Here is a 14,156-nt window from a genome sequence, read left to right as displayed (position 1 = left end):
CCGTACCCGCCCCGGGGGGAGGTACGGGCCCTTCGCGTCGTCCCGGCGGCGGCTCAGCGCTGCGCGTCGTACGCCTCAGTGAGCACCCGGGACCGCTTCACGTCGTCCGCGATGGCCTCCAGCAGCCCGTCCAGCGACTCGAACTTCGCCATGCCCCGCACATAGGCGAGGAAGTCGACGGCCACGTGCATGCCGTAGAGGTCCAGCCCCACGCGGTCGATCGCGTACGCCTCCACGGTCCGCTCGGTGGCGTCGAACTGCACGTTCGTGCCGACCGAGATCGCCGCCGGCATCCGCTCGCCGTCGGCCGTCAGCCAGCCCGAATACACCCCGTCCGCCGGGATCGCGGTGTGCGGCTGCGTCTCGACGTTCGCCGTCGGGTAGCCCAGCTCGCGTCCGCGCTGCGCCCCGCGCACCACGACGCCTTCGACCCGGTGCGGGCGGCCGAGGATCTCCGCCACGCCCTCCATGTCGCCCTCGGCGACGAGCCTGCGCGCCAGCGTCGACGAGAACGGCACGCCGCCGCCCGCCTCTCCGCGCACGACCAGGTCCACGACCTCGGCCTCGTAGTCGTACGTGGTGCCCAGCTCGCGCAGGAAGTCGACGTTCCCGGCGGCCTTGTGGCCGAAGCGGAAGTTCGGCCCCTCGATGACGGCGCGCGCGTGCAGCTTGTCGACGAGCACCTTCACGATGAAATCGGCCGGGGACAGCTGCGAGAACTCCGCCGTGAACGGCAGGATCAGCAGCGCGTCGACGCCCAGGCCCGCCATCAGTTCGGCGCGGCGCTCGTAGGCGGCCAGGATCGGCGGGTGGCTGCCGGGGCGCACGACCTCGCTCGGGTGCGGGCTGAACGTCACGACGACCGAGGGCACGCCGAGTTCGCGGGCCCTGGCCACGGCCCGTCCGATGATCAGCTGATGGCCGCGGTGCACTCCGTCGTAGGAGCCGATGGTGACGACGCTGCGTCCCCAGTCATCGGGGATGTCCTCCAAGCCACGCCAGCGCTGCACTGTGACCGCTCCTCGCCCGAACCCGTGGGTAGACCCTGTACTGATTGCCGATTGCAGGTCTAAGACTGCCATGCCGTCCGCCGCGGCCCCGCATCGGCGTCGGGCTGGCCGCCTTCCCTCCTCAGGTGATGTCGGGGGCGGCCCGGCTCAGGGTCTCGACCGTGCGCCGGGCGCCCGGCCCGAGCAGCGCGGCCGCCTCCGCCGTCGCCTCCCCGAGCCAGCGGGCGGTCACCGCGCCGAACGCCTGGTCGGCCCGCGACAGCTCCACCGTCCGCTGCTCGAACACCGCGGGGCCGCCGGGGAGCCGCAGCAGCTGCCGGCCGGTGCGCCTGAGCAGTTCCCGGGTGCGCTGCTGCGGCCTGCCGGCGGCTCCGGCGGCGACGGCGCCGAGGAACGCGTCGAGGACCGCCGGGTCGGTCTCCTCGCGCAGCAGTACGTCGGCCAGCTCGCCGCGCAGCGGGTACGAGGGCTCCCCGCCGGGCGCGGCCAGCACCGCGGCGAGCGCGGCGCGGACCGTTGCGGGCGCGGAGCGCAGCAGTTCCAGCACGAGGGGGCGCAGGACGGGTTCGGCCGCCGGGCCCTGCTCCAGGCGCCGGTCCACGAACGCGGCGGCGTGCGGGGCGTCCTCGGGGCACCGCGCCAGGTGTTCCCGTACGAGGTCACCCGCGCGCCGGGCCAGCCCCGGCGTGGTGAGCGCGGCCAGGGCGCGCACCACCTCCCCGTCGGCCCGGGCGCGCAGCGCGTCGAACACCGCGTCCGGCTCCGGCAGCACCGGCAGGGCCGCCACCAGCACCTCGGCGGGCAGCCGGGCGCCGCATTCGGGGTCCCGGAAGCAGGCCGGCGCGTCGGGCAGGTACCGGGCCCGCACCTGCGGGTCCCGGAGCAGCATCGCCAGGGCCCCGCCGTGCAGGGCGACGTCGGCGGGGCGGGCGAGCAGCGCCTGCGCGGCGTGGCGCAGCAGTTCCCGGTCGGCGGGGGTGCGCACGTGCGGGGCGGTGGCCCGGCCGTAGGCGGCGGCCGCGACCCGGCGCCCGAGCCGCTCGTCGTGGGCCCAGCGGTGGACGGCCCGGCACAGGGCGGAGGGCTCGTCCTCGGCGAGTACGGCGAGCAGCTCGTCGGCGCGCGGGTGCGCGGCGGCGACCAGGGCTTCGGCGAGGTCGTCCGGGGCGAGGCTGCGGTGGGTGTGCAACAGGGCCTGGGCGGCGGTGGCGACGGTCGCGCCGGGGCGGCCCCGCAGCCGGTGTTCGTCGCCGAACCAGGCGCAGAGCAGGGGCTGGACGTACCGCGGGTCGCGGGCCAAGCGGCGCCCGGCGGCTTCGAGGTAGCGGTGGTCCGAGGGCAGCAGTCGGCGCAGCAGGTCCAGCCGGTCGGGTTCGGGGAGCCGGAGCCGGTTCCAGAACCGGCCGCCGAAGTCGCCGGGGCACGGTGCGCCGCACGCCCGGCCGGCCAGGTGCTCCGCGAGGGCGTGCAGGACCGGCAGGTGCGGCGCGGCGTCGGGGGCCCGCAGCAGGGTCTCCCGCAGCAGCGCGGCGGCCCACCACGCGCGGTCCGCCTCCGGGGTCCCCTCGGGGGCCGGTGCCCGGGCGAAGGCGTCCAGGGCCGCCACCAAGCCGGTCAGCGCCTTGCGCGCCTGATCGGGCGGGAGCCGCCGCAGGGCCTCCAGGACGGGGCCGATCCGGTGGCGGGGTACGGGCGGGCCGGTACCGGCCGGCCCCCGGAACACCAGGTCGTCCAGCGCGGTCGGCACGTCGAGGTGGCCGGCCTGGAGCCAGTCGGCCAGCTCCTCGTGGGCGAAGCGGTAGCCGGGCCCGGCGGGCGCCAGCAGCCCCTCGGTCAGTGCGGCGGACGCCCAGCCGGTGCGCCAGGGGAACAGCTCCTCGAAGTCGGTCCGGTCCAGCCTGCCCTGACCCGGCCCCAGGCACCGCCGGGCGGCCTCGTGCACCCGCCCGGCCACCCGTGCGGCCAGCCGGCGCACCCCCGGACCGTGCACCCCGGCGCCCTGCGCGTGGGCGGGGCAGGCGGCGATCCGCACGGCCACCCGCAGGGCGAGCAGGTCCAGGTGGGCGGCGAACACCTCGTCCCGGCCCGGGCGGCCCCCGGTGACCCCGGCGGCGCGTACGCCGGCCAGCAGGCGCAGGGTGAGCGGGTGCCGGGCGTCGGCCTCGCGGACGGCGTCGTCGGGGATGCCGAGGCGGGCCCGCAGGGCGGCCGCCTCGGCCGGGGTCAGGTCGCCGACGGGCAGCGCGGGCGGCAGCCGCCGGGCGGGCCGCGCGGGGCTGTGCAGCACCTCCGGCGGGTAGAGGGCGCCGACCCGCTCCCAGTACTCGGGCCGGGCGGCGACGACGAGCCGGGCCCCGGTCCCGCCGAGCCAGCGGGCGGTGGCCCGGGTCCACGGCCCGAGGTGCCGGGCGAGCCCCGGCGGCATCTCCTCGGGGGTGTCGAGCACCACCAGCAGCGGCCGCCCGGCCCGGGCGGCCAGCCGCGCCACGTCCGCGCCGGTGCCGTCGCCGGGCGGGCCCGCGGCCGGTCCGGACGGCCCCCCGGTGGAAACGGCCCCGCCCCCCGCGTCCCGGTCGCCGCGAGCCCCGGGCCGAGCCGCCGCGGGCCGTTCCCCCGCCGCCAGGATCCGCCCGGCGGCGGCCAGCACCCGCGTCACCGCGTCGGCCAGCGAGCCGTCCCCGTCCCGGAGCTCCGCCCCGCGCAGCCACAGTGTCGGCGCCGGGCGCTCCCCGCACGCCCGGGCGGCGGCCAGGACGGCGAGCGCGGTGGTGCGGCCGGTGCCGGGATCGCCGACCACCCCGAGGACGGGCCGGTCCCCGGCGGTAAAGGCGTCGAGTTCGGCGGCGATGCGGGGCCGCGCGACGGGATCCGGTCCGTCCGGCTCCGGCCCGATCAGCGGCCCGAGCGTGGTCCCGGTGAGTTCCAGCGCGCCCGCGAGGTTCAGCTCCGGCCCGTACCCGGGCACGGTGGCCGCGTTGCGCTCCAGCAGCGCGTGCAGCGGGCCCCCGGGGTCCGCCGCGGCTGCCGCGCGCAGCGGCACGGCGAAGGCGCCCGAGCGGTGCTCCGCCCGCAGGCCGGTGCCCAGGACCGCGAGCACCGCTCCGGTCGCGGCGTCCAGGACCGGGGCCCCGCAGGCCTCCCCACCCCCGAGCAGGGCGTCCCGCCCGTCCGTGCCGATGGCCAGCTCGATCGCGGCGGGCAGTACCTCGCACCGCTCCCTCGGCCGGTGAACGGCCTCCGCCCCGGCCGCGAGCACCCGCGCCTGGCGCCAGCCGCGCGCGGGCAGCCGTACGTACGTACCGGGCTCGACCACCTCGCGGCGGGCAACCGGCAGCGGCGCCGCCCCGAGCCCGTCGGTGCGTACGAGGGCCAGCGCGAGCCCCGGCAGGGCGGTCACATCGGCGGCCCCGGCGACCCAGCTGCGCTCCCCGGGCCCGTACAGGACCAGCCGGTCCGCTCCGGCGACGGCCTCGTGGCCGGTGATCACCGTCCCGCGGTCGTCGGCGACGAAGCCGCTGCCCCGTACCCGCCCGGCGAGATCGCAGATCCTGACGAGCTCCGCCATTGCCGCACCACTCCCCGCCGCTCCGTGCTCATGACGGTAGGCAGGTGAAGATCAGCGGGAAAAGCACACGAGGCGAAAGCGCCCCCTTGTGCTCCCTCCATTCACTCCGAGCGCCTGCTCGGACGGGTGAATAGCGGGCCTCGGATGGATAAACACCTACCCGAGGGGGGTCGTGGAGCGGTGAGCAGCGGTCCATGAGCGCTCGCCGCTCCACGTCAACGGAAGAGGAACGCAGACGACCGGCCCGGTCAGACGAAGACCGCGAGCGACTTTGCCTTGCCGCCCTTGTTCTCGACCAGCCCGAGCAGTTGCTCCTGGGGTCCGAACACCGCGACCGTGCGGCCTTCGGCGTACTCGTCCGGCATCTCGATCCGGACGCCGTTGGCGAGCAGTCCGGCCCGGCGGGCGTCGAGGTCCCAGCGCGGGAACGCCGCCGCGGCCGCCTCGCCGATCGGCATGACGGTCAGCTCCTCCTGAAGCTGGTCGAGCGTCCGCGCCCGGTCCAGCTTGTACGGGCCCACCCGGGTGCGCCGCAGCGCCGTCAGGTGGCCGCCGACGCCGAGGCCGGCGCCCAGGTCACGGGCGAGGGCCCGGATGTACGTACCGCTGGAGCAGACGACGGAGACGACGAGGTCGACGACCTTGGTGCCGTCCTCGGCCTCGGCGTCGCGCATGTCGTAGACCTGGAACGAGGAGATGGTCACCGGCCGGGCCGGGATCTCGAAGTCCTCGCCGTCCCGCGCGCGCTTGTAGGAGCGCACGCCCTTGATCTTGATGGCGCTGACCTTGGACGGCACCTGCATGATCTCGCCGGACAGCTTGGCGATGCCCGCGTCGACGGCCTCACGGGTCACCCGGGAGGCGTCCGTGGAGGAGGTGATCTCGCCCTCGGCGTCGTCCGTGAGGGTGTTCTGCCCGAGGCGGATGGTCCCGAGGTACTCCTTTTCGGTCAGCGCGAGGTGGCCGAGGAGCTTGGTCGCCCGCTCGACGCCCAGGACGAGCACGCCCGTCGCCATCGGGTCCAGCGTGCCCGCGTGGCCGACGCGGCGGGTCTTGGCGATCCCGCGCATCTTGGCGACCACGTCGTGCGAGGTGAATCCGGACGGCTTGTCGACGATGACGAGGCCTCCCCCGGCGGTGGCCGGGGAAGGGCCCACGGGCGTCTTTCCTGCGTTGGTGCTCATTCCGCGGCTGCGTCCTCGTCGTCCTCGCCCGGCTTCTTGTACGGGTCGGCGTCACCGGCGTAGGTGGCGCCGGAGGAGGCCTCGCGCACCTCGGCGTCGGAGGCGCGCACCTTGTCGAGGAGGTCCTCGATGGTCTTGGCGTTCTCCGGGAGGGCGTCCGCGATGAAGGTCAGGGTGGGCGTGAACTTGGTCCCCGCCGCCCGGCCGACCGCGGAGCGCAGTACGCCCTTGGCGCTCTCCAGGCCCGCTGCCGCGCTGGCCCGGTCCTCGTCGTCGCCGTAGACCGTGTAGAAGACCGTGGCCTCCCGCAGGTCGCCGGTGACGCGGGTGTCCGTGATGGTCACGTGCGTACCCAGGCGCGGGTCCTTGACACCACGCTGCAGCTTCTCGGCCACCACCTCCCGGATGAGGTCCGCCAGCTTCTTCGCCCGCGCATTGTCGGCCACTGGTCCGTCTCCTTCTTTTCTTACAGCAATCAGTCTTCATCACCGTGCAGCCGCCGTCTTGCCGACAGCAGCTCCACTTCCGGACGCGCCGCGACCAGCCGCTCACAGCGGTCCAGTACGTCCGACACGAACCCCGCGTCCCCGCTCACCAGGGCGACCCCGATCCGGGCCCTGCGGTGCAGGTCCTGGTCGCCCACTTCGGCCGCGCTCACGGAGAACTTGCGCTGGAGCTCGGCGACGATGGGCCGGACGACGGAGCGTTTCTCCTTCAACGAGTGGACGTCGCCGAGGAGCAGATCGAAGGACAGAGTCCCCACGTACATGCAGTTCCGGATATCCCGCCGGTGCGGGTTCGGTGGCCTGCCGGGACCGTCGCCCGGCAGGGTCCTCTGAACCGTACACGCAACGGCCGGGGCCGATCGACGGATATTCCGCCGACCGGCCCCGGTGCTTGCCCGTACGGCCAACGGCCGTACGAGCCCTACGACACGGTGCGAACCGCCTCGCGCTTACGCGCGGGGCTTCTCGCGCATCTCGTACGTCGCGATGACGTCGTCGATCTTGATGTCGTTGAAGGAGCCGAGGTTGATACCGCCCTCGAAGCCTTCGCGGATCTCGGTGACGTCGTCCTTGAAGCGGCGCAGACCGGAGATGGTGAGGTTCTCGGCGATGACCTTGCCATCGCGCAGGAGCCGCGCCTTGGTGTTGCGCTTGACCTCGCCGGAGCGGATGAGGACACCGGCGATGTTGCCCAGCTTGGACGAGCGGAAGATCTCGCGGACCTCCGCCGTACCGAGCTCGACCTCTTCGTACTCGGGCTTGAGGAGACCCTTGAGGGCCGCCTCGATCTCCTCGATGGCCTGGTAGATCACCGAGTAGTAGCGGACGTCGACACCCTCGCGGTCCGCCATCTGCGCGGCACGACCGGCCGCACGGACGTTGTAACCGATGACGATGGCGTCGGAGCCCATCGCCAGGGCGATGTCGGACTCGGTGACCGCACCCACACCGCGGTGCAGGACGCGGATGTCGACCTCTTCGCCGACGTCGAGCTGGAGCAGCGAGGACTCGAGGGCCTCGACCGCACCGGACGCGTCGCCCTTGATGATGAGGTTGAGTTCCTGGACCAGACCGGCCTTGAGGACCGAGTCGAGGTCTTCCAGGGACACCCGGCGGACGCGCTTGGCGAAGTTGGCGTTGCGCTCACGCGCAGCACGCTTCTCGGCGATCTGACGGGCGGTGCGGTCCTCGTCCACGACGAGGAAGTTGTCGCCGGCGCCGGGGACGTTGGTGAGACCCAGGACCAGGACGGGGGTCGAGGGACCCGCTTCCTCGACGTTGTTGCCCTTGTCGTCGAGCATGGCGCGCACTCGGCCGTAGGCGTCGCCCACGACCATCGTGTCGCCGACGCGGAGGGTACCGCGCTGGACGAGGACGGTGGCGACGGCACCGCGGCCGCGGTCGAGGTGGGACTCGATCGCAATACCCTGAGCGTCCTGCTCCGGGTTGGCGCGCAGGTCGAGCGAGGCGTCGGCGGTGAGGACGACGGCCTCCAGCAGGGAGTCGATGTGCAGACCCTGCTTGGCGGAGATGTCGACGAACATCGTGTCGCCGCCGTACTCCTCGGCGACCAGACCGAACTCGGTGAGCTGACCGCGCACCTTGACCGGGTCCGCACCCTCGACGTCGATCTTGTTGACCGCGACGACGATCGGGACGCCGGCGGCCTTGGCGTGGTTGAGCGCCTCGATCGTCTGCGGCATGACGCCGTCGTTGGCCGCGACCACGAGGATCGCGATGTCGGTCGACTTGGCACCACGGGCACGCATGGCGGTGAACGCCTCGTGACCCGGGGTGTCGATGAAGGTGATCTTGCGCTCTTCGCCGTTGACCTCGGTACCGACCTGGTAGGCACCGATGTGCTGGGTGATGCCGCCGGCCTCGCCCGCCACGACGTTCGTCTTGCGGATGGCGTCGAGCAGTCGGGTCTTACCGTGGTCGACGTGACCCATGACGGTGACGACCGGGGGACGCGGCATGAGGAATTCCTCGCCGCCCTCGTCCTCGCCGAACTCGATGTCGAAGCCTTCGAGGAGCTCGCGGTCCTCTTCCTCCGGGCTGACGATCTGAACCTGGTAGTTCATCTCGCCGGCCAGCATCTCGAGCGTCTCGTCGGAGACGGACTGCGTGGCAGTGACCATCTCGCCGAGGTTCATCATCACGGCGACGAGCGACGCCGGGTTGGCGTTGATCTTCTCCGCGAAGTCGGTGAGGGACGCACCGCGCGACAGGCGAACGGTCTCGCCGTTGCCGCGGGGCAGCATCACGCCGCCGACGGACGGGGCCTGCATGGCCTCGTACTCCTGGCGCCTCTGACGCTTGGACTTGCGACCACGACGGGCCGGACCGCCGGGACGGCCGAAGGCACCCTGCGTGCCACCACGGGCACCGGGACCACCGGGACGCCCGCCGAAGCCGGGACGACCGCCGCCACCGGCACCGGCCGGACCGCCGCCGAAGCCGCCGCCACCGGGACGCGGGCCGCCGAAGCCGCCGCCGCCCGCGGGACGCGAGCCGGGACCGGCCGGACGGCCGGCGAAGCCGCCGCCACCGGGACGGCCTGCGCCGCCACCGGGACGCGGGCCACCCGCACCGGGGCCACGGCCGCCGGGGCCGCCGCCGGGACGCGGACCGGGACCACCGGCAGCGGGACGCTGCGGCATCATGCCCGGGTTCGGACGGTTACCGCCGGGAGCACCACCCGGACGCGGGGCGCCGCCCTGCGGACGGGGCATGCCACCGGGGGTGGGACGGGCGCCGCCGGGACCCTGCGGACGCGGAGCGCCGGCCGGGCCGCCCTGCGGACGCGGGGCACCCTGGCCGCCGCCGGCGCCGGGGGCACCGGGACGGGGAGCGCCGGCCGGACGGGGCGCCTGCGGGCGCGCCATGCCGGTGGAGCCACCAGAGGTGAAGGGGTTGTTGCCCGGACGGGGACCGGCCGGACGGGCGCCCTGCGGACGCGGGGCACCGGTGCCACCGGCGGGGCGCTGGCCCTGGCCACCGGGAGCGGTGCCGGCCGGACGCGGGGCGCCGGGACGGGCGCCGCCCTGGGGGGCCTGGCCACCCTGGGCCGCCGGACGCTGCTGCGCCGGACGGGGACCGGGGGCGCCGGGACCGGCGGGACGGTCGGTACGCGCCGGGGCAGCGGCCGGAGCCGGTGCGGGCGCGGAGAACTCGGTCGCCACGGGCGCCGCCGGAGCGGGCTTCGGGGCGGCCGGAGCCTTGGGACCGGGACGCGGGCCGGGGGCGGCCGGAGTCACGGGAGCACCCGCCGAGGGGGCCTCGGCGGCGGCGGGCTTGGGAGCCACCGGCGCGCCGGGCTTGGGGGCGGCGGGACGTGCCGCAGCGGCCGGGGACGGCGCTGCGGACGTGGGAGAACCCGCGCGGCCGGCCGCTGCGGGGGAAGGCGCGGCCTTGCGGGGCGCGCCGGGCTTCGCAGCGGACTTGCCGGCGTTGCCGCCGGGCCCCTGCAGTGCGTCGGTCAACTTGCGTACAACCGGCGCCTCGATCGTCGAGGACGCCGAACGGACGAACTCACCGAGTTCCTGGAGCTTGGCCATGACGACCTTGCTCTCAACTCCGAACTCCTTGGCGAGTTCGTATACCCGGACCTTAGCCACTTCGCTCCTTTTAGGTCCGGGTTACGCCGGACCGTCGCTACTTCATGGGCGTACTCATCGCGTACTCATCGAGTGCTCATCGCAATCTCGACCTACTTCCAACTCGCGAGGTACCTGACCGCACGGGGTATCCGTGCCGTACTACTTCTTACGGTGTCGCCCCGGCCTCACCGGCCAGGGCTTTGCGCAGTTCCGTCGTGTCGAGCGCTCCGGCGGACCTGAGGGCCCGCGGAAACGCCCGGCGGCGGACCGCCTGGTCGAGACAGACCACGGCGGGGTGCAGGTAGGCACCCCGGCCGGGCAGCGTACCGCGTGGATCAGGGACGCATTCGTCCCCGCCCGCCACGATGCGCAGCAGATCGCTCTTGGCCGCTCGCTCCCGACACCCCACACAGGTGCGTTCGGGGCGTGCGCGGGCTTGCGTCCGGCCAGACACGCCTAAGTCTACCTCCCCGTACCGACCTCACCCCTTCAGGCGAAAAATCGAACGGACGTTGTCGTGATCCATTCGGAATCCCCCGGGCGGACCCGGGTGCTCCCGTGTGCGGGGACCCCGGTCCGACCGGGGTCCCTGTCTACCGGCCGGTGAGCACCGGCCGGTAATGGTTTTATTCCCCGCGCCGGTCGGCGTGCTCACCGTCACGGGCGTCGCGGCCCTCGCGGTCCGCGTCCCGCTCCGAGGGCTGCTCGGTGTCGGAGCGGATGTCGATGCGCCAGCCCGTGAGCCGCGCGGCGAGGCGGGCGTTCTGGCCTTCCTTGCCGATGGCCAGCGACAGCTGGTAGTCGGGCACGATCACCCGTGCGGAACGGGAGTCCCAGTCGACGACGTCGACAGCGCTCACCCGAGCGGGCGACAGGGCGTTCGCGACCATCTCGGCCGGGTCGTCCGACCAGTCCACGATGTCGATCTTCTCGCCGTGCAGCTCCGCCATCACGTTGCGCACGCGGCTGCCCATCGGGCCGATGCAGGCGCCCTTGGGGTTCAGGCCCGAACGGGTGGAGCGAACGGCGATCTTGGTGCGGTGGCCGGCCTCGCGGGCGATCGCCGAGATCTCGACGCTGCCGTCGGCGATCTCCGGGACCTCCAGCGCGAACAGCTTCTTCACCAGGTTGGGGTGCGTGCGCGACAGCGTCACCGACGGACCGCGGACGCCCTTCGCCACCCGGACGACGTACGCCTTGAGGCGCAGGCCGTGGGTGTACTCCTCGCCGGGGACCTGCTCCTGCACGGGCAGGATGGCCTCCAGCTTGCCGATGTCGACGAGGACGTTCTTCGGGTCCTTGCCCTGCTGCACCACACCGGTGATGACGTCGCCCTCGCGGCCGGCGAACTCGCCGAACGTCAGGTCGTCCTCGGCGTCGCGCAGACGCTGCAGGATCACCTGCTTGGCGGTCGTCGCCGCGATCCGGCCGAAGTCCGACGGGGTGTCGTCGAACTCCTTGGGCTCCTGCCCCTCTTCGAGGTCCCTCGGGTCTTCCGTCGCCCACACGACCACGTGACCGTTGCTGCGGTCGAGCACGACGCGGGCACGGCGGTAGCTGCCCTCGGTGCGGTGGTACGCGATGAGGAGGGCCGACTCGATCGCCTCGACGAGCAGGTCGAAGGAGATCTCCTTCTCCCGGACCAGACCCCGCAGGGCACTCATGTCGATGTCCACGGCTACGCCTCCTCTTCCTTCTTGTCCTTGCGGTTGAACTCGATCTCGACACGCGCCTTGGCGATGTCGGTGAATGCGATGCGGCGGGCGGTCGCCTTGCGGCCCTTCACGCCCGGAACTTCGAGGTCCAGCCCCTCGTCGTCGACGCCAAGGATGCGGGCGATCACTTCCCCGCCCTCGGCGAGCTGGAACTTCACGAGACGTCCGGTCGCCCGGACGTAGTGACGGTGCTCGGTCAACGGACGGTCGGCGCCCGGAGAGCTCACTTCGAGGACGTATTCGTCCTCGCCCATCACGTCGGACTCGTCGAGCAGATCGGAGACCTCACGGCTCAGCTCGGCGCACGCGTCCAGCTCCACGCCCTCGTCGGAATCCACGATGACCCGCAGCATCCGTCGCTTGCCCGCCTTCGACAGCTCGACCTCCTCGAGGTCCAGGCCCTTGGCGGCGACGAGCGGCTCCAGCAGTCCGCGCAGCCTGTCGCTCTGGGTCGTGCTCATCCGGGTGACTCCTCGGCCGCGTGTGCTGTTGTGGTTTTCCGTCGCGTGTCAGGTCAAAGGGTATCCGGTCGCGGAGGGTGTTGCCGTCCGCGCGCCCGGCGGGGGCCCCGGGTACGGTGATCACACCCTGCCCCGCCAGCACCTCCGGAGGACGTCGCCGTGCCCTGGACCATGCCTTCGATGCCCGCCGCGTCCCAAGCGCCCTCACGACGGAGCGTGCTCGCCGGAGCCGCCGGGGCGGCCGGGGCCGCGCTGCTCACCGGCTGCACCGGCGAAAGCGGGGCCTCCGCCGAGGACAGCGGGATTCCACTCGAACGGCGGATGCGGGAGAACGCCGTACGTGACACCGAGCGGCTGCTGGAACGTTACGACGCGACCACCGCCGCCCATCCGGACCTGACCGGGCGGCTCGCGCCGCTGCGCGCGGCCGTCGCGGCGCACAGCGCGGCGCTGGCCGTGCCCGGGTCCGGAAACCCGGCCGGGGCAGCCGTCCCCGCCGCCTCCGCATCCGGTTCGGCCCCCTCGGCCGGAACCCCGGCGCCGCGCTCCGCACCCGTACCGGCGACCCCTGCCGAAGCGCTGACCGAACTCGCGGACACCGAGCGGAGCCTGGCCGAGGCGCGGACCATCGCGCTGGCCGGCGCGCCCGGGGAACTGGCCCGGCTGCTGGCCTCGGTGGCGGCCTGCGGGGCCGTCCACGCGTACCTGCTCACGTCGACCCCCGGAGCCGCCTCGTGAAGTCCTCCCCCTCCCCCGCGAGCCGTCCGCTGGAAGCCGCCCAGTCGGCACTGGCCGCCGAGCACGCCGCCGCGTACGGCTACGGGGTGATCGGTGCGCGCACCGCGCCGGAGCGCGCGGCGGAGGCCCGTGAGGCGTACGGGAGCCACCTCGCGCGCCGCGATTCCCTCGCCCGGACGGTCCGCGAGATGGGCGGGGCGCCGCGGGCCGCGGAGGCGGCGTACGCGCTGCCGTACGAGGTGCGCGGCCCGGCCGACGCCGAGCGGCTGGCCGCCGAGATCGAGGAGCGCGTCGCGGGCGCGTACTCCGATCTGGTGCGGGCCGCGGACGGCCCGCTGCGCCGTGAGGCGGCCGACGCGCTGAGCGCCGCCGCCGTGCGGGCGGCGCGCTGGCGCGGCGGCGGCGTAGCCTTCCCTGGGCTCGCCGAACGCGCGGATCGCGCCCAGACCAGCTGAAAGGGACCACGCACGCATGGCTTTCGAACCGCCGCAGCGGCTTGTACGGGCGCTCGGCGAGACGCCGGATCCGGCGCAGGACGCGGACTGGCTGGAGCGGCTGCCCCGGCTCGCCGACGAGGCGATGGCCCGGCGTGAGGTGGTGGCACAGCGGGTGCAGGCGCCCGGCGGGCGCAGCAGCCTCGTCGTCCTCGTGCGGTACTCCGACGGGACTCCGGCCGCCCTGAAGCTCGCCCCGCCCACGGCTCGGCCGGACCTCGAACTCGCGGCGCTCGCGCACTGGGCCGGCTTCGGGGCGGTACGGGTCCTCGACTCGCGCCACCACGAGGAGGACGGCGGGCTGCTCCTGGAGCGGCTGCACCCGGAGGTGTCGCTGCACTCGCTCCCGGAGGCCAAGGCCCTGCTGGAGGCGTGCGGCACGCTGCGCCGGCTGTGGGTGGCGCCGGACGCCGGCCACGGCTGGGAAACGGTGGCGCAGCGCACCGCCCGGCAGGCCGAGGCGCTGCGCAAGGCCCCGCCCGAGGCGGACGCGCTGGCGGCGACGGCCCTGGAGATCCGGCAGGAGCTGACGGCCGCCCCGGCCGAGGAACTGCTGCTGCACGGGAACTTCCGGCAGAGCAAGGTGCTGGCGGGCGAGCGGGCGCCGTGGCTGACGGTGGGCCCGGATCCGCTGGTCGGCGAGCGGGCCTACGACCTGGCCCGGCTGGTCCGGGACCGGCTGGAGGACCAGGTCGCCTCCTCGGCGGGGGCCTCGGGTGCCCGGCGGCGGGTGAACAAGCTCGCGGACGCGCTGGACGTGGACCGGGATCGGCTGCGGGGCTGGACGGTGTTCCGCGCGGTCGAGTCGGGGGCCCGGGCGCTGGCGGCCGGACGGCGGCGCGATGCCGAGTCGTTGCTGGAATTCGCGGCCTGGCTGTAGG

General features: G+C 74.2%; 12 protein-coding genes. 3 read left to right on the top strand and 9 right to left on the bottom strand.

The window, feature by feature from the left end; genetic code table 11:
• Nucleotides 1-53: 53 nt before the first annotated feature.
• The 9 genes from ACWGH1_RS07480 to rimP all read right to left on the bottom strand — a co-directional run bounded on the left by ACWGH1_RS07480 (nucleotide 54) and on the right by rimP (nucleotide 12,043).
• Nucleotides 54-1,010, bottom strand: a complete 957-nt coding sequence (locus tag ACWGH1_RS07480) for a bifunctional riboflavin kinase/FAD synthetase (protein WP_453356079.1) — start codon at nucleotides 1,008-1,010, stop codon at nucleotides 54-56.
• Nucleotides 1,011-1,131: 121 nt separating this feature from the next.
• Nucleotides 1,132-4,575 carry a serine protease gene (locus ACWGH1_RS07475; RefSeq protein ID WP_453408510.1) on the bottom strand — a complete coding sequence of 1,148 codons (3,444 nt, stop codon included), beginning with the start codon at nucleotides 4,573-4,575 and terminating at the stop codon, nucleotides 1,132-1,134.
• A gap of 248 nt (nucleotides 4,576-4,823) precedes the next feature.
• The gene (truB, locus tag ACWGH1_RS07470; RefSeq protein ID WP_453355815.1) at nucleotides 4,824-5,759 is read right to left on the bottom strand and encodes a tRNA pseudouridine(55) synthase TruB; all 936 of its coding nucleotides are present in this window, start codon (nucleotides 5,757-5,759) and stop codon (nucleotides 4,824-4,826) included.
• The gene (rbfA, locus tag ACWGH1_RS07465; RefSeq protein ID WP_453355814.1) at nucleotides 5,756-6,205 is read right to left on the bottom strand and encodes a 30S ribosome-binding factor RbfA; all 450 of its coding nucleotides are present in this window, start codon (nucleotides 6,203-6,205) and stop codon (nucleotides 5,756-5,758) included. Before rbfA ends, truB begins: the two co-directional genes overlap by 4 nt.
• A gap of 29 nt (nucleotides 6,206-6,234) precedes the next feature.
• Nucleotides 6,235-6,528 carry a DUF503 domain-containing protein gene (locus tag ACWGH1_RS07460; protein WP_136213480.1) on the bottom strand — a complete coding sequence of 98 codons (294 nt, stop codon included), beginning with the start codon at nucleotides 6,526-6,528 and terminating at the stop codon, nucleotides 6,235-6,237.
• Nucleotides 6,529-6,714: 186 nt separating this feature from the next.
• Complete coding sequence (gene infB, locus ACWGH1_RS07455) at nucleotides 6,715-9,885, bottom strand: translation initiation factor IF-2 (RefSeq protein WP_453408509.1); 3,171 nt, start codon at nucleotides 9,883-9,885, stop codon at nucleotides 6,715-6,717.
• Nucleotides 9,886-10,033: 148 nt separating this feature from the next.
• On the bottom strand, nucleotides 10,034-10,321 hold the full coding sequence (locus tag ACWGH1_RS07450) for a YlxR family protein (protein ID WP_453408508.1): 288 nt from the start codon (nucleotides 10,319-10,321) through the stop codon (nucleotides 10,034-10,036).
• A 172-nt stretch (nucleotides 10,322-10,493) separates the two neighbouring features.
• Nucleotides 10,494-11,543 carry a transcription termination factor NusA gene (gene nusA, locus ACWGH1_RS07445; RefSeq protein ID WP_453408507.1) on the bottom strand — a complete coding sequence of 350 codons (1,050 nt, stop codon included), beginning with the start codon at nucleotides 11,541-11,543 and terminating at the stop codon, nucleotides 10,494-10,496.
• A gap of 2 nt (nucleotides 11,544-11,545) precedes the next feature.
• Entirely contained in the window at nucleotides 11,546-12,043 is a 498-nt protein-coding gene (gene rimP / locus ACWGH1_RS07440; protein ID WP_453357279.1) for a ribosome maturation factor RimP, read from the bottom strand.
• 180 nt (nucleotides 12,044-12,223) lie between these two features.
• Here rimP and ACWGH1_RS07435 point away from each other — a divergent pair, with 180 nt between their 5' ends.
• The 3 genes from ACWGH1_RS07435 to ACWGH1_RS07425 are packed head-to-tail and all read left to right on the top strand — an operon-like array spanning nucleotide 12,224 to nucleotide 14,155.
• Nucleotides 12,224-12,781: a hypothetical protein gene (locus ACWGH1_RS07435; protein WP_453357280.1), complete on the top strand. Its 558-nt coding sequence runs from the start codon at nucleotides 12,224-12,226 to the stop codon at nucleotides 12,779-12,781.
• Nucleotides 12,778-13,236 carry a DUF4439 domain-containing protein gene (locus ACWGH1_RS07430; protein WP_453408506.1) on the top strand — a complete coding sequence of 153 codons (459 nt, stop codon included), beginning with the start codon at nucleotides 12,778-12,780 and terminating at the stop codon, nucleotides 13,234-13,236. The genes ACWGH1_RS07435 and ACWGH1_RS07430 overlap by 4 nt, the downstream gene beginning before the upstream one ends.
• A 16-nt stretch (nucleotides 13,237-13,252) precedes the next feature.
• Nucleotides 13,253-14,155: an aminoglycoside phosphotransferase family protein gene (locus ACWGH1_RS07425; protein ID WP_453408505.1), complete on the top strand. Its 903-nt coding sequence runs from the start codon at nucleotides 13,253-13,255 to the stop codon at nucleotides 14,153-14,155.
• The last annotated feature ends 1 nt before the right edge of the window (nucleotide 14,156 follow it).

It is taken from the genome of Streptomyces sp. NPDC054883 (assembly GCF_053610645.1).
The sequence above is the reverse complement of the archived record's forward strand: the minus strand, read 5'-3'. Positions and strand labels throughout refer to the sequence as shown.